Source organism: Actinomadura rupiterrae, from assembly GCF_024172125.1.
Lineage (GTDB): Bacteria > Actinomycetota > Actinomycetes > Streptosporangiales > Streptosporangiaceae > Spirillospora > Spirillospora rupiterrae.
In genome coordinates this window covers 401,793-425,439 of sequence record NZ_JAMZEA010000008.1, presented here as the reverse complement: position 1 = coordinate 425,439, position 23,647 = coordinate 401,793, and the positions used below count along the sequence as shown (strand labels likewise).

21 protein-coding genes are annotated in these 23,647 nt (G+C 71.5%); 14 read left to right on the top strand and 7 right to left on the bottom strand.

Features of this window, described 5'->3' with window-relative positions; translation table 11 throughout:
* The first annotated feature begins 2 nt into the window (after positions 1 to 2).
* Positions 3 to 893 carry a LysR family transcriptional regulator gene (locus FHU30_RS29435; protein WP_253880164.1) on the top strand — a complete coding sequence of 297 codons (891 nt, stop codon included), beginning with the start codon at positions 3 to 5 and terminating at the stop codon, positions 891 to 893.
* Positions 894 to 1,011: 118 nt separating this feature from the next.
* Positions 1,012 to 2,394 (top strand): MFS transporter, encoded by a 1,383-nt coding sequence (locus FHU30_RS47295; protein ID WP_372503978.1) that lies wholly within the window; start codon positions 1,012 to 1,014, stop codon positions 2,392 to 2,394.
* A gap of 169 nt (positions 2,395 to 2,563) precedes the next feature.
* Here the strand turns inward: FHU30_RS47295 and FHU30_RS29425 are convergent, their stop codons facing one another.
* Complete coding sequence (locus FHU30_RS29425) at positions 2,564 to 3,478, bottom strand: LysR family transcriptional regulator (RefSeq protein WP_301323788.1); 915 nt, start codon at positions 3,476 to 3,478, stop codon at positions 2,564 to 2,566.
* A 92-nt stretch (positions 3,479 to 3,570) separates the two neighbouring features.
* Between FHU30_RS29425 and FHU30_RS29415 the strand changes: the two genes are divergently transcribed.
* Together FHU30_RS29415 and FHU30_RS29410 are read left to right on the top strand one after the other, a co-directional pair.
* Positions 3,571 to 4,452, top strand: a complete 882-nt coding sequence (locus tag FHU30_RS29415) for an NAD(P)H-binding protein (protein WP_253880161.1) — start codon at positions 3,571 to 3,573, stop codon at positions 4,450 to 4,452.
* A gap of 44 nt (positions 4,453 to 4,496) precedes the next feature.
* Entirely contained in the window at positions 4,497 to 4,808 is a 312-nt protein-coding gene (locus tag FHU30_RS29410) for a DUF6191 domain-containing protein (protein ID WP_253880159.1), read from the top strand.
* Positions 4,809 to 4,811: 3 nt separating this feature from the next.
* On the opposite strand, the gene FHU30_RS29405 is transcribed toward FHU30_RS29410, so the two are convergent.
* From FHU30_RS29405 to FHU30_RS29395, 3 genes are all read right to left on the bottom strand, one after another.
* The gene (locus FHU30_RS29405) at positions 4,812 to 6,098 is read right to left on the bottom strand and encodes an RNA polymerase sigma factor (RefSeq protein WP_253880157.1); all 1,287 of its coding nucleotides are present in this window, start codon (positions 6,096 to 6,098) and stop codon (positions 4,812 to 4,814) included.
* 86 nt (positions 6,099 to 6,184) lie between these two features.
* Entirely contained in the window at positions 6,185 to 6,604 is a 420-nt protein-coding gene (locus tag FHU30_RS29400) for a YciI family protein (RefSeq protein WP_253880155.1), read from the bottom strand.
* A gap of 146 nt (positions 6,605 to 6,750) precedes the next feature.
* On the bottom strand, positions 6,751 to 7,548 hold the full coding sequence (locus tag FHU30_RS29395) for a TetR/AcrR family transcriptional regulator (protein ID WP_253880154.1): 798 nt from the start codon (positions 7,546 to 7,548) through the stop codon (positions 6,751 to 6,753).
* Positions 7,549 to 7,699: 151 nt separating this feature from the next.
* On the opposite strand from FHU30_RS29395, the gene FHU30_RS29390 reads away from it, so the two are divergent.
* The 5 genes from FHU30_RS29390 (at position 7,700) to FHU30_RS47290 (ending at position 14,409) form a co-directional block, all read left to right on the top strand.
* Positions 7,700 to 9,175, top strand: a complete 1,476-nt coding sequence (locus tag FHU30_RS29390; RefSeq protein WP_253880153.1) for an MFS transporter — start codon at positions 7,700 to 7,702, stop codon at positions 9,173 to 9,175.
* A gap of 209 nt (positions 9,176 to 9,384) precedes the next feature.
* Positions 9,385 to 9,906: a hypothetical protein gene (locus FHU30_RS29385; protein WP_253880152.1), complete on the top strand. Its 522-nt coding sequence runs from the start codon at positions 9,385 to 9,387 to the stop codon at positions 9,904 to 9,906.
* 366 nt (positions 9,907 to 10,272) lie between these two features.
* Positions 10,273 to 10,887: a hypothetical protein gene (locus FHU30_RS29380; protein WP_253880150.1), complete on the top strand. Its 615-nt coding sequence runs from the start codon at positions 10,273 to 10,275 to the stop codon at positions 10,885 to 10,887.
* 85 nt (positions 10,888 to 10,972) lie between these two features.
* Complete coding sequence (locus FHU30_RS29375; protein WP_253880148.1) at positions 10,973 to 12,409, top strand: DUF2201 family putative metallopeptidase; 1,437 nt, start codon at positions 10,973 to 10,975, stop codon at positions 12,407 to 12,409.
* A 110-nt stretch (positions 12,410 to 12,519) separates the two neighbouring features.
* Positions 12,520 to 14,409 (top strand): AAA family ATPase, encoded by a 1,890-nt coding sequence (locus FHU30_RS47290; RefSeq protein WP_253880145.1) that lies wholly within the window; start codon positions 12,520 to 12,522, stop codon positions 14,407 to 14,409.
* Here the strand turns inward: FHU30_RS47290 and FHU30_RS29365 are convergent.
* Together FHU30_RS29365 and FHU30_RS47285 are read right to left on the bottom strand one after the other, a co-directional pair.
* Positions 14,406 to 16,325, bottom strand: coding sequence for a 2OG-Fe(II) oxygenase (locus FHU30_RS29365; protein WP_253880143.1), 1,920 nt, complete (start codon positions 16,323 to 16,325; stop codon positions 14,406 to 14,408). The genes FHU30_RS47290 and FHU30_RS29365 overlap by 4 nt on opposite strands.
* A complete protein-coding gene (locus tag FHU30_RS47285; protein WP_253880141.1) occupies positions 16,322 to 17,263 on the bottom strand; it encodes a leucine-rich repeat domain-containing protein in 942 nt (313 codons plus the stop codon). Before FHU30_RS47285 ends, FHU30_RS29365 begins: the two co-directional genes overlap by 4 nt.
* Before the next feature lie 294 nt (positions 17,264 to 17,557).
* Between FHU30_RS47285 and FHU30_RS29355 the strand changes: the two genes are divergently transcribed.
* The 3 genes from FHU30_RS29355 to FHU30_RS29345 all read left to right on the top strand — a co-directional run bounded on the left by FHU30_RS29355 (position 17,558) and on the right by FHU30_RS29345 (position 20,869).
* The gene (locus FHU30_RS29355) at positions 17,558 to 19,438 is read left to right on the top strand and encodes a serine/threonine protein kinase (RefSeq protein WP_253880139.1); all 1,881 of its coding nucleotides are present in this window, start codon (positions 17,558 to 17,560) and stop codon (positions 19,436 to 19,438) included.
* Between the two features lie 613 nt (positions 19,439 to 20,051).
* A complete protein-coding gene (locus FHU30_RS29350; RefSeq protein WP_253880132.1) occupies positions 20,052 to 20,288 on the top strand; it encodes a hypothetical protein in 237 nt (78 codons plus the stop codon).
* A 362-nt stretch (positions 20,289 to 20,650) separates the two neighbouring features.
* The gene (locus FHU30_RS29345; protein WP_253880131.1) at positions 20,651 to 20,869 is read left to right on the top strand and encodes a hypothetical protein; all 219 of its coding nucleotides are present in this window, start codon (positions 20,651 to 20,653) and stop codon (positions 20,867 to 20,869) included.
* Between the two features lie 5 nt (positions 20,870 to 20,874).
* Here FHU30_RS29345 and FHU30_RS29340 read toward each other — a convergent pair whose 3' ends face one another.
* Positions 20,875 to 21,927, bottom strand: a complete 1,053-nt coding sequence (locus FHU30_RS29340; protein WP_253880129.1) for an NsdA family TPR-like regulatory protein — start codon at positions 21,925 to 21,927, stop codon at positions 20,875 to 20,877.
* A gap of 408 nt (positions 21,928 to 22,335) precedes the next feature.
* Here FHU30_RS29340 and FHU30_RS29335 point away from each other — a divergent pair, with 408 nt between their 5' ends.
* Together FHU30_RS29335 and FHU30_RS29330 are read left to right on the top strand one after the other, a co-directional pair.
* Entirely contained in the window at positions 22,336 to 22,734 is a 399-nt protein-coding gene (locus tag FHU30_RS29335; RefSeq protein ID WP_253880127.1) for a hypothetical protein, read from the top strand.
* A gap of 321 nt (positions 22,735 to 23,055) precedes the next feature.
* Positions 23,056 to 23,538 carry a hypothetical protein gene (locus FHU30_RS29330; RefSeq protein WP_253880125.1) on the top strand — a complete coding sequence of 161 codons (483 nt, stop codon included), beginning with the start codon at positions 23,056 to 23,058 and terminating at the stop codon, positions 23,536 to 23,538.
* Positions 23,539 to 23,647 lie beyond the last annotated feature (109 nt).

Genomic DNA, 23,647 nt, shown 5'->3' with positions numbered 1-23,647 from the left:
CCATGGAACTGCGCCAGCTCAGGTACTTCGTCGCGGTCGCCGAGGAGCTGCACTTCGGCCGCGCCGCCGAGCGCCTCACGATCGTCCAGTCGGCGGTCAGCCAGCAGATCGGGCGGCTGGAGCGGGAGCTCGGCGTCGCGCTGTTCGACCGCTCCCCCCGGCACGTCCGGCTGACCGAGGCGGGCGCGGTGTTCCTGCCCGCCGCCCGGGCCGTCCTGGACGCCGAGCGGCACGCCGCGGACACGATCGGCGCGTACGTGGCTTCACGTGAAACCGTCCTGCGGATCGGGACGAGCCGCGGCATGGGGGACAGGCTGACCAGCATCCTGGAGGCGCTGGCCGCGTCGAGATACCGGGTCGAGCTGTCGGCGAGCGCGCCCGAGGAGCGGATCCGCCAGGTGGCCGACCGCGAGCTGGACGCCGCGTTCGTCCGCGGCGTGGCCGACCCGCCCGAAGGCGCGGACGTCCGGCTCCTCCCGGTCTGGCAGGACGAGCTGCTCGTCGCGCTCCCGGCCCGCCACCCCTTCGCGGACGAGGAGAGCATCGACCTGGCGCGCCTGGCCGATCTTCCACTGATCATGACCGATCGGCGCGCCAACCCCGCGCTCGTGGAGCTGGTCGTCCGCGCCTGCGAGGACGCCGGGTTCACGCCCGTCCCCGGACCGCCGCACAGCACGCTCCAGGACACCCTCGCCTCGCTGGGCGCCGGCACCGACGGCTGGACGGTCGTCTACTCCGCCGCCGCCGACCAGGTCCGGACGACGCGCGTCGCGTTCCGGCCCGTCCGGCCGCCGCTCTCGCTGCCCGCCGTCCTGGTGGTCCCGGCGAACCCGCCTGCGCGCGTCAGCGCGCTGATCAAAGCCGCCCGGAACTCCGGCCCTCGCACAGGCTGAGCCGGAGGCGCGATCTCGATTCGTGATCGCTGCGCGCGCGGAGTGCTTCTGGTTCGCAGCCGCGCACAGGAGTGAAGTGGGAGCCGTCCTCCTCCCCCTCACCTGGAGTTTCGCGGTCATGTCCCTGAGCACCGAGATGTCCCGACCGGCCGCCGCCGCGCCGGCGCGGCGGCGGACGCTGCTGCCGTTCGCCGGGATCGCGGCGGGCAACTTCATGATCGCGCTGGACGCGACGATCCTGAACGTGGCACTGCCGGACATGCGGGCCGACCTGCACGCCCCGGCGGCCGCGCTGCCCTGGGCCGTGGACGCCTACACGGTCGTCCTCGCCGGGCTGATGCTGGCGTCCGGCTCCGTCGCGGACCGCTGGGGCCCGCGCGCGGTCTACCGCGTGGCGCTCGCCGGGTTCGCCCTCTTCTCCCTGCTGTGCGCGCTCGCGCCGAACGTCGGCGTGCTGATCGCGGGCCGGGCGCTACTCGGCGTGCCCGCCGCCGGGCTGGTGCCCGCGTCGATGGCGCTGCTCGCCGCGCTCTTCCCCGAGCCCGACCAGCGGTCCCGGCGGATCGGCTCGATCGTGGCGATCACCGGGATCGGCGTCGTCGGCGGGCCCGTGCTGGGCGGCGCGCTGGTCGCGCTCGGCGGCTGGCGGCTGGTGTTCCTGGTGAACATCCCGGTCGGGCTGCTCACGCTCGCCGCGTCGCGCGGGCTCAGCGGCCATCGCGGCGGCACCGCCAAGCCGATCGACCGCACGGGGATCCTGCTCTCGACGGCCGGGCTCGTGGCGCTCACGTTCAGCCTCGTGGACGGCGGGACGGGCGGTTGGCTCCGGGTCCGTCCGCTCGCTGGGCTGCTCGTCGCGGCCGTCATCATCGCCGCCCTGCCGCTCGCGCAGCGGCGCGCCGCGTCGCCGGTGCTGCCGCCCGCGCTGGTGCGCCTGACCCGCGTCCGCGTCGATCTGGTCGTGGGCGTGATGTCGCAGTTCATCTACTACGGCCTGCTGTTCGCGCTGACGCAGTGGATGGTGGACGGCAAGGGCCTGTCGCCGCTCCAGGCGGGCGCGGCGTTCCTGCCGATGACCGTGCCGGTGCTGTTCGTCCCGGTGCTGACCGGACGGTTCGTGGTCCGGTTCGGCGCGCGCCGGGTGATGCTGGCCGGGCTGGCGCTGGACCTCGCGGGCGGGATCGTCCTGGCCCTGGGCGGGACGTCCCTGTGGACGGTCTTCGCGGTGCAGGTCCTGGTCGGGGTGGGGAGCCCGCTGGCGATCCCGTCCTGCATCGCCGACATGTCGGCCGCGCTCCCGCTGCACCTCGCCGCGACCGGTCAGGGCGCGCTCAACGCCGCGCGCCAGACCGGAACCGCGCTCGGCGTCGCCGTCTTCGGCACGCTCGCGGCCCTGTCGTCGGCGGGCGTGGTCCTGCTGGTCGGGGCGGTGCTGACGCTGACCGTCCTGGTCGCCGCCGGACGCTCGCGGCGAGCGCTCGGCGAGCAGGTGGCGGCCTGAGAACCAAGATCCGCACAGAAGTTATCCACGCCCTGTGGATAACTTCTGTGCACAGGTATTGACCTCGGGTAAGGGCGCGTCGTCACCAGCCTCTCCCCACCCCGGTCCCCAGGTTTTCCACGTGGTGACCCGGTGGTCAACGACCGCCGCCGTCCGAGGTCGCCAGGTGTCAGGCGGCGCGGGCGGCCGCCTCGAAGGCGGCCTGGGCGGCCCGGACGAAGGCGGCGGTCGCCGGGGAGCGGGCGTCGCGGGGCCAGCCGACCGACAGGACGGCGGGTTCGGCGTCCTCCACGGGGATGTGGACGAGCTCGGCGCGCGGGTAGGCGCGCGTGACCCAGGCGGGCAGCAGGCACACCACGCATCCCAGCTCCACGAGCCGGAACAGCTGCGACAGGTCGGAGACGGGCGGGCGCGGCTCGGCGATGAGCCCGCGCCGGACGGCCTGCAGCCGGCTCTGGGCGAACGCGGTCGGCTTCTCGCCCGGGACGACCGGGCTCCCGTCCGGGAGCAGGCGTCCGGCCAGGTCGGCGAGCTTCAGGCTGGCGCGTCCGGCGAGCGGGTCGTCCGCGGCCAGGACGGCGATGCGCGGTTCGGTGCGCAGCGGCTCGAAGTCGAGGCCGCGGTCGTCGAACGGGTTGAGCAGCAGGCCGACGTCGGCGCGTCCGTCCCGGAGGGCCTGCGCCTGCTCGTCGCGCCCGCCCCAGATCAGCTCCACCGGCAGCGAGGCGTCCTCGCGCTGGTAGGCGGCGAGGATCTCCGACAGCATGCCGCCGTCGTTGTCGGCCTTGAGCGCCAGGCGCAGCCGTGCGGAGGGCCGTCCCGCGTGCCGGGCGCGCCGGTCCGCCGCGCCAACCGCTTCGAGCACGGTCCGCGCGTCCCGCAGGAGGGTCTCGCCGGCGCGTGTCAGCGCGACGCTGCGGGTAGTACGTTCCAGCAGTTGGACGCCGAGCTGCCGTTCGAGTTCGCGGATCGCCCGGGACAGCGGCGGCTGCGCCATGCCGAGGCGCCCGGCGGCGCGGCCGAAGTGCAGTTCCTCCGCGACCGCGACGAAGTACCGGAGCTGCCGCACCTCCAGATCACTCATATCCGCAGGGTATCAATCGCGATCGAACCGGTCCTTCAGGTTCGCGGGCGGGACGGGTTGGCTGATCGGCGTATCCCCACGGAGGTGCACCAATGATCGTCGTCACGACTCCCACCGGCCAGATCGGCCGTCAGCTCCTCGACCTGCTGCTGGACGCGGACGCGGCCGTCCGCGTCATCGTCCGCGACCCCGCCCGCCTCCCCGCGCGCGTGCGCGAGAACGCCGAGATCGTCCAGGGCTCGCACAGCGACAAGGACGTCCTCACCAAGGCGCTCACCGGCGCGGACAGCGTCTTCTGGCTCGTCCCACCGGACCGGACGGCACCGAGCATCGAAGACCATTTCGACGAGTTCACGCGGCCGTTCTGCGAGGCGATCACCGAGACCGGCGTCGCGCGCGTCGTCGCCGTCTCCTCGCTCGGACGCGGCGTCGCGAAGAACGCGGGCCACATCTCGGTCTCCCTCGCCATGGACGAGGCGATCGAGGCCACCGGCGTCCACTACCGCTCGCTGGAACTGCCGGGCTTCATGGACAACATGCTGTGGAACATCCCGTCCATCAAGGCGGCGGGCATGTTCACCTCGACCGTCACCCCGGACCGCAAGCAGCCCGCCGTCGCCACCCGCGACATCGCCGCCGTCGCCGCGCGCCTGCTGCTCGACGCGTCCTGGGACGGCCGGCAGGGCGTCCCGACCGTCGGCCCGGAGGACCTCTCCGCCGAGGACATGGCGAGGATCATGTCCGAGGTGCTGGAGCGTCCGGTCCGGTTCCAGCAGATCTCCCCCGAGGAGCACAAGGCCGCGCTGATGAGGTACGGCTCCAGCGAGGCGTCGGCCGACGGCATCAACGCCATGATGACCGCCGTCGACCAGGACGGGATCTACCACGCGCAACCGCGCACGTCCGAGTCCCGCACGCCCACGACGTTCCGCCAGTGGTGCGAGGACGTCCTCAAGCCCGCCTTCGCCGAATAGTCGCCGGGCCGAAACCGGAAGGGTGCCGCGCTCGTTGAGCGGGCGTGGCACTCGTCGCGTTCATGTCGATCCCCGGGCTCGTCCTCGGGCTGGTCGCGTTCGCCGTCCTCGACCATCTCGGCTGGTGGGCGCACCGCCGCTTCCGCCTCCCCTGGCGCCGGGACGAGGTCGGACGCCCCGTCTCGGCCATCGCGGTCGGCGAGCTGGACGCGTTCTTCCACGGCACCCACCGCAACCAGCAGGACCAGCGCGCGTCCTCGCTCATGATGCGCGACGACGAGACCGACGGCGCGCCCCCGCGCACCCGGATCGACCTCGATTCCGGCACCGCGACCGTCCGCCGACCGCTCGACTAGGGCTCAGGTCAGGGCGGCGATCTTCTTCTGGAGGAGGTCGCGGTCGCGGTCGTTCGCGCAGAGGTTCGCGGCGGCTTCCAGTTCGGCGCGGGCTTCGCCGGTGCGTCCGAGGCGGGCCAGGAGCTCGCCCCGGACGCTCGGGAGCAGGTGCGAGGTCGCGAGCGAACCGGCCGCGACCAGCTCGTCCACGATGGGGAGGGCGGCGGCGGGGCCGCGGGCCATCGAGACGGCGACCGCGCGGTTGAGGTCGACCACCGGGGACGGCGCCAGGCGGCCGAGCGCCTCGTAGATCAGGACGATCCGCTCCCAGTTCGTCGCCTCGACGGACGGGGCGACGGCGTGGCACTCGGCGATGGCCGCCTGGAGGCCGTAGGCGCCGAGGCCGCGGCCGACCTTCTCGGCACTGGCGAGCGCGGCGCGCCCGCGGCGGATCGCGGCCTGGTCCCAGCGCGTCCGGTCCTGGTCTTCGAGCAGCACGGGCTCGCCGTCCGGGCCGGTCCGGGCGGGGAAGCGGGCGGCGGTGAGTTCGAGCAGGGCCAGCAGGCCGTGCACTTCCGGCTCGTCCGGAACCAGGCGGGCCAGCACCCGCGCGAGCCGCTGCGCCTCCCCGGCCAGGTCGAACCGGATCACCTCGCCGCCCGAGCTGGCCGACGACCCCTCGGTGAAGATCACGTAGATGACGCTGAGCACCGAGCCGAGCCGCTCGGCGCGCTGCCCGGCCGCCGGCGCCGCGAACGGGACGCGCGCCGCCGCGAGCGTCTTCTTCGCGCGGGTGATCCGCGCCTGCGCCGTCGCGGTCGGGACGAGCAGCGCCCGCGCGATCTCGTCGCTGGTCAGGCCGCCGACCACGCGCAGCGTCAGCGCCACCCGCGCCTCCCGCGACAGGACGGGGTGGCACGCGATGAACATCAGCGTCAGGACGTCGTCGTCGATCTGGTCCGGGTCCCACGGCATCTCGGCGCCCTCCCCCGCGGGATCGGCGGGCGCGGCGGCCCCCGCGGCCACGCCGCCCTCGCCCAGGTCGCGGGCGAGGGCGGCGTACTTCTCGTCCTGCGTGGAACGCCGCCGGAACGTGTCGATCGCACGCCGCCGCCCGACCGTCATCAGCCACCCGGCGGGATTGCGCGGGACGCCGTCGCGCGGCCAGGTCACCAGCGCCTCGGCGAGCGCCTCCTGCGCCAGATCCTCGGCCAGCGCGAAATCCCCGGTGTACCGGGCGAGGGCGCCGACGATCCGCGCGGACTCGATCCGCCAGACCGCCGCCACCGCCTCGCGTCCGCTACCGCCCATCCGTCTCTCCCCACCGCTCGGTCAGGCGGCCGCCCGGTGCCTCGCGTCCGGTCATGTCAGAGCCGGCCGTGTCAGAGCCGGCCGGGTCAAAGCTGGCCGTGGGCCTCGCGCCAGGCGCGCTCCTTCTTGACCCACTCGTTGTCCTGCGGGAACTCGTCGATCGTGGTGACGCGCCGGATCTCGGTCTTGAAGCCGGGCGCGATCAGCGGGCTGCGCTTGGCCCACTCGACGGCCTCCTCCTTGGACGCGACGTTGAGCAGGTAGAAGCCGCCGAACAGCTCCTTGGTCTCGCCGTACGGGCCGTCGGTGACGACCGGCACCTCGGACGAGTTGTCCACGACCACGCTCTCGGCCGGGTCGGCGAGGCCCTCGGCGGCGAGCAGGACGCCCGCCCGGATCAGCTCCTCGTTGAACCGGCCGACGGTCTCCAGCATCTTCTCGAAGTCGACGTTCGCCAGGCTCGCGAGGCCCTCGTCGGTGGCGCGCCAGATCAGCATGTACTTCATGGCCCTGTCTCCCTGGATCGTCCGGGCCGCCTTCCGGCCCTTGCACTCGTAGGTCGAACGGGGGACGGCCCGGATCGACACGTCCCCCGAAAAAGTTTCCGGGGGACTTTCGCCAGGATAGGGCGCGGTGATCACGGCGGGCAGGGCTACCGCTCGATGTAGGACTCCAGGCCGCGCAGGATGATCTCCAGGCCGAACTCGAACCGGTCCTCGCCGTCCGAGGCCTCGGGGGACAGCAGCGGGCCGATGTGCCCGACCGTCGACGGGAACTGCTCGACGGGCAGGGCGGCGAAGAACTCGCGCACCTGGCTGAGGAACCGGGTCATGTACTCCCGCTCCGTCAGCCCGCTCGCGCGCTGCTTGGACAGGTGCAGCGACCCCTCGTAGGCGTCGGCGTTGATGTAGAGGTACAGGCGCTCCACGCCCCAGACCGCGGCGGGCGACGGGACGCCGCCGGCGAGCATGACCGTCAGCAGCCACTCGTTGACGCGCAGCGAGTTCACCCCGGTGGGGATGTTGCCGAGCGGGACCCGCGCGATGTCGGCGTGCTCGGACATCACGCGGTGGATCTCGTACGCGACCTCCTTGATCTGCTCGCGCCAGCGCGCCGGGTCCGGCTCGGGAAGCCGGATCTCCCCGCAGACCCGGTCGAACATGACGTCGAGCAGCTCCTCCTTGTTGGAGACGTGCGCGTAGAGCGAGGCCGGGCCGGTGTCGAGCTCCTGCGCGACGCGGCGCATGCTGACGCCGTCCAGGCCCTCGGCGTCCAGGATGCGCAGCGCGGTCTCGACGATCAGGTCCTGGCTGAGCGGCTGCTTCTGCGCGCCGCCGCCCTTGCGCTGCCCGCGCCAGGCGGGCACCGGGAGCGCCGCGCCCCCGCCCGCCGGCGTCCCGGCCGCCGCCCTGGCCCGCGGCCTGCGGCCGGAGTCCTCCCGAGTCGCCATCCGCGCCCCTCCCTCGTCCGGGACGGCCGCCTCGACCGTCCACGAACATCGTACTTGATAACGAATGCCGTACTTGACACGAACACTGATCGAGCATAGAACAGTGTTTGCAACGAACGAACGGCGTTCGTGCTCTGGAGATGAGGACGCTATGACCACCACCACCGACGCGGCGCCCGGCGGGCTCGCCGCCGCCGTCCCCGAGAGGCTCTACCGCTGGCGCTGGATCGCCCTGCTCGTGATCCTGGCCGGCGAGATCCTGGACATGCTGGACGCGCTGATCACCACGATCGCCGCCCCGACCATCCGCGCCGACCTCGGCGGGACGGCCGGCACCCTGCAGTGGCTGTCGGCCGGCTACACCCTCGCCCTGGGCGTCGGCCTGATCACCGGCGGGCGGCTCGGCGACCTGTACGGCCGCAAGAGGATGTTCCTCATCGGCGCCGCCGGGTTCACGATCGGCTCGCTGCTGTGCGGCCTCGCCGTCTCACCCGAGATGCTCGTGGGCTCGCGGGTGCTGCAAGGCTTGTTCGGCGCGCTGATGCTGCCGCAGGGCCTCGGCCTGATCAAGAAGATGTTCCCGCCCAAGGAGGTGGGCGCCGCGTTCGGCCTGTTCGGGCCGATCATGGGTCTGTCCTCGGTGGGCGGCCCGGTGCTCGCGGGCTGGCTGATCGACGCCGACCTGTTCGGCACCGGCTGGCGGATGATCTTCATGATCAACGTGCCGCTCGGCCTCGCCGCGGTCGCCGCCGGGCTGCGCTTCCTGCCCGAGGCGCGCGCCGCGAGCGCCAGCCGCCTGGACCTGGTCGGCGCGCTGCTCGCCGCGCTCGGCGCCGGACTGGTCGTCTACCCGCTGGTGCAGGGCCGCGAGCACGGCTGGCCCGCCTGGACGTTCGCGATGATGGCCGCGTCCGCCGCGGTGTTCGCCCTGTTCGTCTGGTACGAGGTCCGCACGCAGCGCGCGGGCGGCGACCCGCTCGTCACGCCCTCCCTGTTCCGCAAGCGCGGCTTCAGCGGCGGCCTGACCGTCGGCCTGGTGTTCTTCTCCGGGATGACCGGGTTCGCGCTGGCCTTCGGCCTCTACACCCAGCTCGGCCTCGGCTACTCGCCGCTCAAGGCCGGCCTCGTCCAGATCCCCTGGTCCGCCGGAATGATCGTCGGGTTCGGCGTGGCGCAGGCGGTGTCCCGCTTCGGCCGGCACGTCATCCACGTCGGGACGGTCGTGATGGCCGGCGGCGTGGGCCTGATCATCCTCACCCTGCACCTCGCCGGCACCGGCGTCGGTCCCTGGCAGCTCACCCCGGCGCTGCTGGTCACCGGCCTCGGCATGGGACTGCTGATGGCGCCCTTCTTCGACATCGTCCTGGCCGGTGTCGAGCCGCACGAGACCGGCGCCGCGGGCGGCACGCTCACCGCCGTCCAGCAGCTCGGCAGCGCGCTCGGCGCGGCCGTCCTCGGCACCGTGTTCTTCGACCGGCTCGGCGACCACCTCAGCGCGAGCGGCCCCACCTTCCAGCACGCGATGGACGCCACCCTGTGGACCACCATCGGCCTGCTGGGGGCCAGCTTCGCGGCCACCTTCCTGCTCCCGAAGCAGCCTCGTCCCGAGCAGGACGCCACGCACTGACCCGCTCCACCACTCCAGAGTCCGAACACGCGACGCCCCGGCGGCTCCCGCCGGGGCGTCGCGTTCCGTCCGGACCGACGCGCGCGGACGGGTCGCGTGCGACGGTAAATGATTCTCCAAGGGCGCGAACGTTTCTCCGAAGGCGCGAACCCGTGATCATCCCTGTGCATCTCATCGTCCGCAGGAGTCCATCGAGAACGGGGAATGACATGCGACTCAGCAAGTTCGCGCGGCCGGCGGTCGTGGCACTCGGGGCAGGGCTGGCCATCGCGGGCGGGGCGTCGGCGGCGAGCGCGGCCACACCGGCACCGCAGGCCGCAGGCAAGACGCACCTCACGTCGTTCGGCTACGGCAGGCTGCGGATCGGGGAGTCCGCGAAGGCCGCGCTGCGCTCCGGCCTCGTCGTGGTCAAGCACCGCGACCGGATCTGCATCGGCTACGACCTCAAGGGCCACCCCACGGGACGCGACAACGTCGGCGGTTACATCTCGCACAAGTACGGCGTCGCGATGATCACCGCGCCGAAGGGCGTCTCGACCAGCCGAGGCGTTCATGTCGGCTCGTCCTACGCGCAGCTCAAGCGGGCCTACCCCGGCGTGCGGCGCGACATCCACGGCTACTACGACGTCACCGCGCCGGGCAACCGCAAGGCGCTCTACTCGTTCGCCCTCCGGCACGGCAAGGTCAGCGGCATCTGGCTTGAGCTGAAGAACCAGGACTGCTTCAACTAGCGTCCTGGACCAGACCGGCGCCCGGTTCCGGGGTCGGCGGTGAAATCATCGGGGGGTTCCACGCGACCGGAGCGGAGACCGCTCGGCCGCGTGGCTTTCCCCCCGATGTCCGCCAATGCTCGACACCCCCCTGGCGCCCCTCACCCCCCAGATCGGGACGCCGGTGTAAAGCCCCCCGGCGGACGTGTCCGAGGCTAGCGGTCCCCTCCGGCGGCGTTGTCCCTTCACGCCCCGGGTGCGCCGAGCGGGCCCCACCGGGCGACGAACGGTCGGCTCCCGCCGCGTCCGGCCGGGCCGGACGATCATCCAGACCGAATCCGCGCGTTCAAGCGACCCGAAACCGCCCGGAATGCCAGGATGCCGGGCATGATCGCGAGGCATGTCTGGACGATCGCCCTCACCACGACCGCGGCCGCCGCCGCGAGCGTCACGACCGGCGCCTGGTACATCGGCCTCTTCACCTCGGACGGGCGCTTCACCGGACGCGACGCCTGCACCCTCCTCCCGCCCCCGGCGCGGCTGGCACCCCTGGTGGCCGCGGGGGCCCGCGAGCCCATCGACTCCCGTCCGAAAACCGTCATCGGTCTCGGCGGCGACGCCCGCTCCGAGTGCAAGTGGAGCAGCGTCCCCGAAGGCCAGGACCACCCCTTCCGGACGGTCCGCATCCACTTCGAGGCCGTGACCCGTACAGGTCGCGTCTCTGCGGAGTCGAGGGCCAAGACGGAGTTCCAGAACTGGCGCGCCAAAGGCTCGTCCCCCACGCGGCCCGTCGACATCGGCGACGGCGGGTACACGCGGACCGACGTGATGACGGTCAAGGTGCTCTGGTCGAAGACCGACATCTACGACGTCCACGCCAAGTTCCGGATCTCGAACGCCCTGGTCGACGTGTCGGCCCGCACGCACACCGAACCCGGCGCCGACAAGCTGGCCCTGGTCGTCGCGCTGGCACGCGACATCGCCGCGGAACTCGACCGTTGAGCCCGCCCGAGCACCGTCCGGATTGTCGGGGCGCGTCGCTAACGTTCATGCGGTCGGTACAGGACGAGTCACGTTGGGACACCACATGACGGACGGCGGGACGACCAGGAAGCTCGCCCCGATCGAGGGACGCGTCGACGCCCGGCTGACCGATCTGCGCCGCCTCATGGCGGAGGAGCCGGCCGACCCCGACATCGTGGCGGAGGCCCGCAAGCGCAAGGAGTCGGCGCTGCTCGACTTCGGGATCGCGCAGAGCTCCGTCGCGTCCTGGCTGTACGCGAAGTGCCACCACCACATCCCGACCACGGCGGTCCCGACGGCGGCGGTGCTGGCCACGGGCGACGGCAGCCGCGCCCTGCTCTACAACCCGCACTTCTTCCTGGAGCTGGACCAGGAAGGCGTCAAGTTCGTCCTGTTCCATGAGGCCAGGCACCTCATGCACCGGCACCTGTACGTGGACGAGGAGCTGCGCAGCGACCCGAGGTTCACGCTCGCCGCCGAGGTCGCGATCAACCACGTCGCGCTGCTCCGGCTGCGGCGCGACAGCCTGCCCACGATCCCCGGCAAGGACGGCGGACCGCCCGAACCGACCGGAATCGACCCTCGCAAGATCCACGCGATGTACGAGGAGGACCTGCGGAAGCAAGGGCTCCAGCCCCTCCCGTACGACGAGTTCTGCTACACCGACCTGACCGTGTACGGCGAGCTGCGCCGCATGAAGTCGCTCGAACCGCCGCCGATGGCCTACTGCGTCCACGGGGACGATGACGAGATCCCGCTCGACCCCGAGACCGTGGAGCAGGTCGCGGACGAGGTGCTGCGCGAGGTCGTCCAGGCGGCGCTGCGCGGCAACCAGTCAGCGCGCGAGGAGGTGCTGAACCTCGCCGACCGCTCCGCCGACGGCGGCGAGCGCATCCAGCGCATGTGGGGCGGTCTCGGCCTGGAGAAGCTGCGCGGCGTCACGCCGGTGACCCGCCGCGTCGAGTGGTGGCAGCGCTGGCTGGTCGACGTCCTCGCCTCGAAGCTGGAGGACGCCGAGCGGCTCGTCTACCCGAAGAAGCACGGCGCGATCCTGCTGGCGCTCGGCCACGACCCGATGCTGACCCGGCGCGGCCCGGAGCGGAAGAAGGTCGTGCTCATCGCGCTCGACACGTCCGGGTCGATGCCGGACGCCGTGATCAGCTGGCTGACCACGCTGGTCGGGCAGACCGACGGCGTCGAGAGCCACTGGCTCAGCTTCGACGGCGTCGTGATGCCGTTCGTCCCCGGCGAGCGCGTGCTCGGCGGGGGCGGCACGAACTTCCAGAACGTCGTCGACTACGCCGAAGGACGGCTCGAAGTGGCCGGCAAGCGGCTCATGGTCGAGCCCGACGCGATCATCATGGTGACCGACGGCTACGCGCGGAAGGTCAGCCCCGCCGAGCCGGACAAGTGGATCTGGCTCATCACCGACAACGGCGACGACTGGCCGGACCGCCACCACCCCCCGATGGCCTGCCACCGGGTCACATCGTCCGGCTGACACGCGGCCGCCCAGGCCGGCGTTGAAGCCGGCGTTGAGGCCGCATCGCTCCCAGAAGGGCCCGAAGGCGAACCGGGCCGGAACCATGACCGACGGAGGAGAACGCACCCGTGCCCACCGCACCGACGAAGAGCCGTCCCCCGCTCGCCGACCGGGGCGGACGGCAGTGGAAAGCCACCGCCACCTACCCGGACGCGCCGGAGGCGGGCCCCACGACGCGGCTGGAGAAGTTCATCGACGCGATGATCGCCATGGGCCAGACCGGGCAGATCTTCGGCGAGCACGGCATCGGCAAGACCTCCACGTTCGTCTCCTACATCCCGTCCCGGTACCCCGGCACCGAGCTGGTGATCGTCCCGGCCGCGAACCTCACCCCGGACGACCTGCTCGTCAACGCGCCGGTCCGCGACGACCGCACCGGCGAGCTGGCGCTGCGCCAGCTGGTGATGCGGCAGCTCGTCCCGGGCAAGCCGTTCGTCCTGCTCATCGACGACTCGCTGCAGGCGGGCAGCACGGTCCAGTCGCAGCTGATGCAGATCGCGTGCGACTGGCACCTCGGCGAGTACGACCTGCGCGCGCTGGGCTGCGTCGGGGTGTTCCTCACCGACAACGAGTCGCTCGCCGAGACCAGCGTCCGCCGCTCCGACCTGGCGATCCTCGACCGGATGGTGACGCTCAAGCTGACCGCGAACGACACCGCGTGGCGGTTGGCGCTCGCCGAGCGCTACCCCGACTGGGACCTGCGCGAGGTGTTCCGGCAGTGGGCCTCCCTGAGCCCCAAGCTGCGGCACCTGCTGTCGCCGCGCACGCTCCAGCACGTCCTCGACTGCGCCCGCGCCGGGTTCCCGCTGACCTGGGGGCTGCCGCTGCTGAACGGCAGCCGCCTCGCGCTGGTCGAGGAGCGTCCGGACGGCGAGCCCGGCCGCGACCGAACGGCCGAGGTGCTGGACGACATCGCGCGGTCGGTCGGGGCAAGCAACCCGTCCACGGTGGCCGACCCGGTCCGCCGCATCCTGCGCGCGGCGATGACGCACCGCTGGGCCGTCCTGCTCCAGGGGCCGCCCGGGTGCGGCAAGACCGAGATCACCAAGCAGATCGCCCGCGAGGAGACCGGCCGCGAACCCGTCTACTTCTCGCTGCCCGTGACCAACGTCGAGGACCTCTGCGTCCCCGTCCCCACACCGGACGGCGCGCTCGACGCGATGCTCGCGCGCACCCTGCTGGACCCCGAGCCGAAGGTGCTGGTCTGGGACGAGTACAACCGGCCGAAGGACAAGGCGACCTTCGCCAAGCTGATGGAGGTCACGCAGGAGTGGACGCTCGCCGGGCGTCCCATCCCGAACCTGCGCGCCCAGGTCGCGCTGCAGAACCCGCCCTACCACCTCGGCCGCAAGATGCTGGTGAGCAGCAACAACGTCGCGCAGGCCAGCCGGTTCACGATCAGCTACGAGGTCCGGCCGGAGGACATCCCGGCGAACGAGTGGCTGATCTCGACCTACGGCGAGACCGCCGAGACCGTGCTGGACTGGTGGAAGAACGACATCGACGACGAGGGCCGCGACTGGGTCACCAAGCGCACCCTGGAGCGGCTGATCAAGCTGCACCGCGCGGACATGCCGCTCCAGTCCGGGCTGATCTACCTCGGCGACGGCGAGTTCGCGCCCGTCCCGCTCACGGCGCTGGAGGCCCGCCTGGCCGGACGGCGCGGAACCGGCCTCGCCGACATCGCGGCCGACCTGCCCGGCTGGGACGCGCGGCTGGCGGCGGCCGCCGAGGAGTCCGCGGAGGGCACCGACGACACCGACCTCGTCCACCAGGTGTTCTCCAACGCCGAGGTCTCGCAGCTGGAGCGGCACCTGGACGCGGTGGCCCGCCTGCTCCGGCACCTTCCGCCGAAGCTGCGGGCCACCTACCTCGTCGGCCAGACGCCGGAGCGGCAGCGCTTCTGGGTGTCCGCACTGGCCCGGATGGCCGAGCTCAGCGCGGCGCCGCGGAGCTAGTCCTTCGGCTCGCCGTCGCTTTCGTCTTCGCCCTCGTCCTCTTCGGTCTCCTCGTCGTCCTCGTCCTCGTCCCACTCGTCGTCGTCCTCGTCCCAGTCCTCGTCGTCCCAGAAGAAGTCCTCCTCCTCCGGTTCGCGGATCATGGGGATCTGGACCTCGGACTGGGCGTGGCCGACCGTCCAGGAGTTGCGGAAGAAGTCGAACCGCAGGTGGAAGAGGTCGGCGGTCTCGGTGAACAGGATCGGCGGGACGAGGACGTCGACGGCGCCGACGGTCCGCTCGGTGCCGACGAAGATCTTCGGGTCGATGTCCGGCCCCTGGCAGGCCGCGAAGTTCACCGGGGTGAGCGCGTCCTTGCCGAGGACGTGGACGAGGTTGCCCTCGACGACGAACCGGTCGGGGTCGAGCACGACCTCCTCGCCGAGCAGCAGGATCGGCGCGGGCATGACCTCCTGCTTCGCCTTCTCCTGGAGCTCGGTGTAGCGCCCGATGGTGTCCGCGTTGCGCGTCATGTCGTAGTTGGAGACGCCGCCCATGTGGAAGCCGCAGCACGGGATCTCGCCGTCGTCGGGCCTCTCCGGCTCGGGGAACAGCGCGGACTTGTCGAACGGCGGCACGGCCGACGAGCTGCGCCGGTCCGCGAGGAAGCCGGGAATCCACTCCGCGTCCGCCGCTTCGACGACGTCGGCCTCGCACAGGTCGCGGAAGGCCCGGTCGCCGATCTTGCAGTTGAAGTAGTCGAGCAGCGTGATCGCGGCGCACTCCGCGGCGGTGATGCCGTCGCCCTTGGCGAACCAGAAGTCGTAGCCGTTCGCGACGAACTCCACACCACGGAACCTCTTGTGGACGAACGGTTCGGCGCCGTCCCCGGGCGTGAGGCCGTTCCAGTGCGCTGCGGCGACGCGGTTGTAGTAGTCGTCGGCGTGCCGCGCGAGTTCGGGCGCGAACACGCTCTCGCCGGTCAGGTAGCAGGCCTTGCTGAACAGCGCGCCGATCTCCGGGTCGTCCCCGACGTGCTCCTCGGTGAAGACCAGCTCCGAGCGCAGGAAGACCTTGCGCCCGTCGCGGTAGGGCGCGCCCTCGTGCTCGTACCGCTGGTCGAAGACCACGCAGGTGAACGCGGGGATCTCGGTGAGCGCGCCGGCGCCGCCCAGGTCGAGGACGGGCCCGTCCGCGCCCGATCCGCCAGTGAGGTAGAGCAGGACCGTGTAGCGCGACGCCTGCTTGCGCGCGGCATCGCGGTACGGCGTGTCGCGGTGGCGGTGGAAGTTCGCGTCGCCGGGCTCGAAGCGGTTGCACCGGAACACCGGGTTGACGTGCGAGAACCCGTCCATGAGGGCTTCGGGCATCGCCTTGGCGACGGCGCCGGTGAGGGCCTCGGCGAGCAGCGCCGAGTGGAAGATGAAGCGCTCACCGCCGCGCGAACCGGAGTTCAGCGGCGGGACGTACAGGTCGAGCGAGTCGAGGCCCTCAAGGCCGGTCCGGGTCGCGTCCGGAACGCGCATCCCGAACGCGAACGCGCCCTCGGCGATCTCCGTCCGGCCGTCCAGGACGAACTCCAGCGGGACGTCGGCGAAGACGCGGTCCAGCGGGAGGATGTTCTCGAACGTCCGGAACGACAGCTCGTGCGGGTCGGCGAACACGGCCGCCAGGTACTGCGCGTCCTCGATCGGACGGGCGAACCACTCGCGCACGTCCTCGTCGAGGCGCTCGGCATCGACGAACCGGACGGCCTTGAACCGCGCGGTCGGATGCCAGGACACCGCGAGCCCGTCGACCGTCGTCACGGCGCCGCCGCAGGTCGCGTCGACCTCCGCCCGGAACCGCCCGACCTCCTCAGGCGGGGCGCCGCCGCTCGACAGGGCGAAGAAGCGGTCGCGGAGTTCGGTGTAGCGGTCACGGAGTTCAGTGCTCATCGGCACCTCCAGATGGCGCGTAGTGCAGGTGGGAGCTGGGGGGCGTCCGCGAGCAGGGGCGCGCCGTCCTCACCGGCGGTTCCGTCGTCGCTGACGTCGATCACGTCGGCGCGGTTCAGCAGCAGCCGCTCCAGCGAGCCGGCGAAAGGCGCGCCGAGCAGCGTCCGCACCCCCTCCGCGCCGATCGGGTTGTAGCGGAGGTCGAGTTCGGTGAGGCCCTCGAAGCGGTGCAGGGCGGCGACACCGGCGGCGGTGATGGAGTTCTTCTGCAGTCGCAGCGTGCGGACGCCGGCGAAGCTCGGCGACTCGGCCAGCGCGGCCAGCCCCGAGTTCCCGACGGCGCAGTACCGCAGGTCGAGCGTGGTGATCCGGGCCGGCTCGGCCTCGGCGCGCAGGTAGGTCGCGACGGCGAGCGTGCGCGCGCCGAGCGCGCCGATCCGCAGGTAGGACAGGTCGAGCTCGGTGACCCGCCCGAAGCTCAGCGTCGCGAGCGCGCCGGTGTCGATGGACGCGGACGGCTCCGGTTCCCCGTCCTCGTCGCGGTCGTAATCCTCGTCCCAGTAGTCGCCGGTGTCATCGCCGGGAGCGATCCGCAGCGCGGTCACGAACGGGGACCGCAGCACCTGGTCGACGTCCACCGGCGCGTTGTCCGACCACTCGACCGCCACTCTGGTGGCGAAGCCGAAACGACGCTCCAGCACGGTCGCGCTCTTGGGCAGCGCGGCGTCCCATTCCGTCCGGTGCTCGGCCAGCAGCGCGGCGAGCTCCTGATCGAGCGGGTCCCGGCGAGCCGGACTCGTCCGGGCCCGGCGCCGCTCCAGCCGGATCACCTCGCCCCGGGTGTCGCCCCGCTCGCGCAGCCGTGCCCCGTACACGTCCCACGAGGCCAGATCCCCGGGATCCTCCCGCAGCCTCTCCTCAAGCGCCTCAATTTCCACTCACGGCATCGTAGATTCCCCCAGTGACAAAAACCCCGCTACTAGCGAAATAACGCAAAGAAGCACCGAGAGTCGGACGAACCCCCGATCCGAGCGCACCCAAAAGGGGAGCGACGAGCCATTCGCCGCAACGCGCCCACGGCCAGCTCTGTCACGTTTTCGAGTCGGGCAATTCGCACAAATCACACGCTCCCTGGCCACAGTCGGCCCCATCACGATGAGGCGGAACGGAGGGCGCAGCCCGTCAGTACGATCAGCCGATTCCGTCCGGTCAGCAGGGAGACTGCACACCCCGTGTCCACACCGTCCGAGGACCCCGCCTCCGCTGCCCTGCCGCTGCGCGCCACCGACCCCCGGGCGATCGGCGGCTACACGCTGTCGGGGAGGCTGGGATCGGGCGGCCAGGGTGTCGTCTACCTCGGACGAGGCGACGACGGCTCGCGCGTCGCGGTCAAGCTGCTCTACTCGCACGGCGACCTCAGCGCCCAGCGCGCCATGGCCAAGGAGCTGGCCGCCGCCCAGCGCGTCGCCGCGTTCTGCACCGCGCGCGTGCTGGCCAGCGGCGTCGAGGGCGACGACTGCTACCTGGTCACCGAGTACGTCGAGGGGGCGAGCCTGCTGCGCACCGTCCGGGACGGCGGCCCCCTGGACGGCCCCGACCTGGACCGCCTCGCCGTCGGCACGGCGACCGCCCTGGTGGCCGTCCACGACGCCGGGATCGTGCACCGCGACCTCAAGCCCGCCAACGTCCTGCTCGCCGCGGACGGCCCGCGCGTCATCGACTTCGGCATCTCCAAGGCCCTGGACGCCGCGACCGGCGTCACCAGCGACATCGTCGGCACCCCCGCCTACATGGCCCCCGAGCAGCTCGCCGGCCGGCCCGGCGGAGCCGCCGCCGACGTGTTCGCCTGGGCGAGCCTCACCGTGTTCGCCGCCACCGGCCGTCCGCCGTTCGGCGACGACTCGATCCCCGCCGTGATCACCCGCGTCCTGCGCGAACCGCCCAACCTGGACGGCATCCCGGACCACCTCCGCGACGTCCTGACCACCTGCCTGACCAAAGACCCCACCCGCCGCCCAACCGCCCCCACCCTCCTCCACACCCTCCTGAACCGCACCACCCTCCCCACCCCCACAAAGCCACCGCCCGCCCCCACCCCGAACCCCCCACCCGCCCCGGAGACCCCACCCCCGGCCCAGTCCGACGCGCCCACTCCAGAGACTCCGCCTGCGGAGGTGGCTGGTGTGCGGTTGCCGCCTGGGGGGCTGGCGCGGGGGCCGCGGGATGCGACGTTGATGCTCTCCGAGGGGGCGGCTGCGGCGGTGCCTCTGGGGCCGCCGCCTCTTCCGGCCGGCCCGGGGTTCCGGCGGGCCGTTATCGCCGTCGGGGCCGTCCTGCTGGTGGCGGCGGTGATCGGGGGTGCGTTCTGGGTGCGGAGCCTGCGTTCCCAGAACGCGGCCGCCAACAGCGCGCCCACCTCGCCTGGACGGCTGGTCGGGACCGCCGCGGAGTCTCCGGCGTCCTCCGATCCCGGGGACTCGCCGCAGGCGATCAGTGATGCGGCGCTGCAGGCCATGGCGCGGGCGCGCACGGCGTCGTTCGAGATGTCCAACCAGCAGACCGAGGGGGAGTACCAGCTGCACGCGATCGGCGAGCTCGGCTTCGACGGCAGCGGCTCCACCAGCTACCAGCTGGAGCTGGAGAAGGGGTGCGCGCTGGCCCCGGTCAGCGCCGTCCTCATCGGGAACACCGCCTACAGCTCGCTGTACGGGTCCGCCGGGGTCTTCGACATCTCGCCCGGATCGTCCCCGCCCGGAGAGGACGGCTGCCTGGGCGGGCTCGCCGAGGCGCGCTGGGCCAGCACGCCCTACAACATCGCGACCCTGCTGCGCCTCGGCCGCTCCATCACCCAGACGCACGGCCCGGACGGCCTCGTCCTGCGCGGTACGGCCTCGACGGCAGCCCTGACCACCGGGAACCCGTCGGCGCCGCTGTTCGCCGCCTACGCCAACGCACCGGCGGTCGTCTTCCGCATCGAGCTCGCCGCCGACCGTCTCCCCCGGCAGGTCGAGTTCCACTTCGCGATGTCCGTCGCGGACGGCGCCCGGCTCGACGCCGCATTCACCACGACCTACAGCCAATGGGGAATGGCCCCGCCCGTCCGCCGGCCCTAGATCGGGATATCGGCGCGGCGGTGGCCCCACTATTGCGGCGGAAATGCGAAAACCCGCCGGTGATCCGGCGGGTTTCGGCTGGTGGGCGTACCAGGACTTGAACCTGGGGCCTCATCCTTATCAGTTCGGCGCAGCCCAAGATCACAGCCTTGCCCCGAACCCCTGACCTCCTGCTGACGCCTGCCTGGGTCTGTCGTCGTCTGCCCCTGTTGCCGTCAGCGCTGCCGTCACTGCCGTCGGTCTCCCGGCCTGGCTGGCAGGGACGCGAACCTCTGTGACGGCCTGGTCGTCGTCAATCCGGCAACTCGTCGTCACAGGTACAGCGACCGGTCCAGAGTGCTCATTCGCGCGAACGGCGAGAACCCCTGACAGACCGATTCGCGCGAATGAGTGCTCTGGTTCGCGGGGGTCCAGGGGGCGGCGTAGCCCCCTGGTTCGAACGCGCTCAACCGGACCTGCCCACCGACAGACGTCGGTCTCCGTCGCCGTGTCGATGGTTGACTGAGCGCGCGCCCTTCGATGGCCTTGGCCGATGGCACTCCCCGCACCCGGCCCGCAACGCCCCCGGCCCTCGCTTCTGGCTGCGCTGCTCGACACCCGTTTTGAGCATCAGGTGACTCCGTACCTGGTGCGCTGGGTCTACCTGGGCACGCTCGCCGTCGTTGCGCTGGGAGAGCTGTTCAGCCTGCTGTGGGTGTGGGCGCTGGCCGAATGGATCGGCGCGGCCATGTGGCTCGCTGCCCCGGTGCTGCTCGGCGTCGGCCTGGTGGTGGTGCTTGCCGTCCGGATCGCCTGTGAACGAACCCTCGCCAAGCTCGGCAAGTGGAGTAGGAACGCCCCGACTACGTGAGCGGGCTGCCGTCCAATGCCGTAGGCACCCGAAGGGCGGGCTTGCCCGTTGGCCGGCGGCCTGCGCCTGATGCTCGTGGGGCGGCGGTGCGCCCCGGCGGACGACCGTTGGCCGGGAGACGGGGCCGGGCCGTCGCCGATGCGCGGCCGGGCGCGCGCGGTCGGGGACCGGCGCCCACGCCGCACGCCCCGGCCGCGCGGGCGGCGGGCCGCGCCAACGGCGCGAGCGCCGCCGCCCCTTGATCTCAAACGGCCAAATTCGGCAAGCAACGCGGGAAGCTCCGCCGACCTACGCGGGCACGGCGGGCTGTGGGTGGTCGTCGGTAGGCTGCGGGCACGGCAGGCAAGCAACAAGGGAGCAACGTGGAAAAGTGGAAGCTCTCGTATTGGGACGGCAGTACGGATGCGATGCTCGGCATGGACACGCGGCCTGACCCGTCCATCGTTGTCGAGCTTCCGACTGACGGCCTGGCTCGGACCGGTGAGGACGAACAGAAGATCCTTGAGCTGATGCGCGAGGCCGTGCGGGAGCACGTTGGCGAACACGCCATCCTGACGGACGCGGAGATCATCGGGGCTTAGTGGTCTCAAGCCCGGCTGCGCGCGTCGTCGTACCGGGCCGAGTAGTACGCATGATCCCGGGGGTATCCCTCAAGGTCGCTGAGGCTCGCTCCGTACAGCGCTGCTGCATCGCTCCAGTCTCGGACGGCATAGGCCATGTCCGCGCGCTGGAGCTGGGCGCGGACGGGATCGAGCCAATACAGCCATCCCGGCCGTTCGCCTGGGTCCGGGACACGTAGTGCAAGCTCGTACGCCTGATCACTGAGTTGCCGTGCTCGATCACGTTCGCCTGCTGCTGCGGCGGCCATGCCCTGAGTGTGCGCTGCGATCGCCTCGGCGGCTGGGGAAAGGCTTCGTCCTGGTGGAGCGATGCGAGCGCCCTCCGCGATCCGCATTGCGCGAAGTGGGTCGTTGTGGGTCAACACGTAATGTGATCGCACTCGGGTAACCCAAGAGCTGAGGTCGTAAGCTCCTGCCTCGCTCGCCCATCCTTGGGCAAGGTCTAGCCAGCTCAGGGCCACACCCATTCGCCCCTCTTGCGCGGCTACCCAGGACAGCCAATGCGCATGCTCACCCGCGAGGGTGAGTAGCTTGTCGGCCGTCGCCCCGGACGCGTCCGGGATGCTACGTGTCACGCTGTCAAGCTGGCTTCGGACCACCGACCACAGCTCGCGCCCGCCTACCTGGTCTTCGGCGCGGCGATAAGTCGCGAGTACTTCGCTGATCCAATCCGCCGTGCGTACATCTGGGCTGCCGGTCGTGTGGGCGTGCGCGATGCGCTCCCGAAGCTCCGGCGGCGGCATCCACTCGGAAAGATCCTGTTCCCGTGCGGGAACGCCTCCCAGCTCCTCCGGCACGTTCAACCCCCGGGTTATCCGGTCGATCACCTCGGCTGAGGTGATCTGTTTATTCCCGCGCTCGATGACGGAAATGTACGGCTGAGCCATGCCTACGAGCGGTTCCAGCTCGCGTTGGCTGAGTCCGGTCACCCGCCGGTACTCGCGGAAGATCGCCGCCCAATCCTTTCGAGCCCACGCGGCGCGTAGACGCGGATTGGTCCAGGGTTGACGATCACTCACAGCCCGACGATACGCCGTGCATATATCCGCTGCATATCGGTTCCGGGAAGTCGCTGGCTCACGATGGGTGACCACATCACATGGTGATCAAGTCAGCGCGGAGGCTGAGTGTTCATGGCGGACGGGATGCGCGAGTGCGCCGAGTGCGACGGGCGGGGCTGGAAGCTGGTTTCTCTGCGTCGTCTGGTCCTGGTCCGGAACTCGGGCCGGGGCGTCGGCCCCAAGCCTGAGCGGCGGCCGTGCTCCTGGTGCTCGTCGGCGAAAGTCGAGCGGGCGGCCTGATGAGCTGCGGGGCCGGTGTTCTGGTGTGGGTGGCTGCGGTGCCTCCTTTCCACGGGGTGGTGTCGCCTCTCGGGTCATGTCCCCGGTTCACCGGTCCCGCTTCCAACCCTGGGAAGGGGGTAGGCGGTGGGTGAGCAGCCGTTGAGCGAGGCTGAGGCGTCGGTGTGGGCTCCTGCGGCGCGTGCGCTGGTGGTGGAGCTGGCCGCGCGGGGCCTGGTGGCGAAGGTGCGGGGGCACGGCGCGGTGTGGGCGCGGAACCCGGCCGGTGAGCCTGCCCCTGACGACCCGGTGGGCACTGCCGCCTCTCCTGGTCTGAGTCAGGAGGTGTGGTGCCGTCCGGACTGGCCTGACCGTGAACTCTGGTGGTGGTGGGCCTGGTCGGTGCCGCGTCCGGTGGGAGACGACTCTGATGGTTCGCCGCTGGTGGAGCTGGAGCCGTTGTGTCCGGCCAAGGATGCGGCGCGAGCGGCCGAGGCAATCGCGCGGGTGTTGGCGGTGCCGTTCGCTGACGCCGGGGTGTCGTGATGGGCGGCGGGTTCGCGGGCTGGGTGGATGGTCGGGGTGGTGAAGCCGCGGGACGCCTACCGGTCGCTGCTGGTGGTTCGGCCGGTCGGGTGGAGCTTCCGGCGGGGTTGGATGCCGGGCCGGTGACGCGGGCGATTGAGTCCGAGTTCGGGTGCCGGGTGGAGATGGCTTGGTACGGCGAGAAGACGCGTTCGTGGTGGGCGATGGTCCGTGTGGGTGGTGGGTCGCGCCTGGTGGAAGCGATCAGCCCTCGGGAGTTGCGTGATGCGGTGGTTCAGGCGGACGGCTGGCCGTGGCCGAACACGGGGTCACGAGGCGCACATGACCAGTGAGCCGGAGCGCGAGGGGCTGCCCGAGGCTCGGTTAGACGAGTTGGCCGGCGGGTCTGAGGACGGGAAGCCGGGGGCTGCGGCGCTGGTGTTGGCCGAGGCCATGACCGAAACGGCGGACCTGTTCCGCAAAGCGGTGTCGGCGTCCGGCACGCTGCCGGTGGAGCAGACCAATGAGTTGCTCTCCTGGTTGTTCGACATCTTCGATCAGCTTCTGGGGCTGCTCTGGGACGCCGGAGAGAGCCTGAACGCCATCCATCACGCCACCGTCTCGGATGGGCCGGTGTGGGACGACGCGAACGCCGCCCAGGCACGGGCGAAGCTGCATGCCCTGGATCAGGCCATGGTGAACCTGTCGTCCTGCCGTGACACCCTCGGCGGTGCTCACATGCTCCTGAGCCATGCCCAATCCGAACTCGATCGGGTCGAGATCATCGATGGCACAGCCGGACGTCCGGCCGAGAAGACTCTCTAATCTGCGCCTGCGTCGGCGTGGCGAAACTCGATGTGTTGGCCGTCTTGGCGTGCTGTGGGCGTGACCTGCGGCTCGGCGGACGACTAGGCTGCCCGGTAGAGCGGTCGTT

Excerpts from the sequence above, each read along its gene's own strand:
- FHU30_RS29435 (WP_253880164.1), top strand. The coding sequence starts at position 3 with ATGGAACTGCGCCAGCTCAGGTACTTCGTCGCGGTCGCCGAGGAGCTG.
- FHU30_RS47295 (WP_372503978.1), top strand. The coding sequence starts at position 1,012 with ATGTCCCTGAGCACCGAGATGTCCCGACCGGCCGCCGCCGCGCCGGCG.
- FHU30_RS29425 (WP_301323788.1), bottom strand. The coding sequence starts at position 3,478 with ATGAGTGATCTGGAGGTGCGGCAGCTCCGGTACTTCGTCGCGGTCGCG.
- FHU30_RS29415 (WP_253880161.1), top strand. The coding sequence starts at position 3,571 with ATGATCGTCGTCACGACTCCCACCGGCCAGATCGGCCGTCAGCTCCTC.
- FHU30_RS29405 (WP_253880157.1), bottom strand. The coding sequence starts at position 6,098 with ATGGGCGGTAGCGGACGCGAGGCGGTGGCGGCGGTCTGGCGGATCGAG.
- FHU30_RS29400 (WP_253880155.1), bottom strand. The coding sequence starts at position 6,604 with ATGAAGTACATGCTGATCTGGCGCGCCACCGACGAGGGCCTCGCGAGC.
- FHU30_RS29395 (WP_253880154.1), bottom strand. The coding sequence starts at position 7,548 with ATGGCGACTCGGGAGGACTCCGGCCGCAGGCCGCGGGCCAGGGCGGCG.
- FHU30_RS29390 (WP_253880153.1), top strand. The coding sequence starts at position 7,700 with ATGACCACCACCACCGACGCGGCGCCCGGCGGGCTCGCCGCCGCCGTC.
- FHU30_RS29385 (WP_253880152.1), top strand. The coding sequence starts at position 9,385 with ATGCGACTCAGCAAGTTCGCGCGGCCGGCGGTCGTGGCACTCGGGGCA.
- FHU30_RS29380 (WP_253880150.1), top strand. The coding sequence starts at position 10,273 with ATGATCGCGAGGCATGTCTGGACGATCGCCCTCACCACGACCGCGGCC.
- FHU30_RS29375 (WP_253880148.1), top strand. The coding sequence starts at position 10,973 with ATGACGGACGGCGGGACGACCAGGAAGCTCGCCCCGATCGAGGGACGC.
- FHU30_RS29365 (WP_253880143.1), bottom strand. The coding sequence starts at position 16,325 with ATGAGCACTGAACTCCGTGACCGCTACACCGAACTCCGCGACCGCTTC.
- FHU30_RS29330 (WP_253880125.1), top strand. The coding sequence starts at position 23,056 with ATGACCAGTGAGCCGGAGCGCGAGGGGCTGCCCGAGGCTCGGTTAGAC.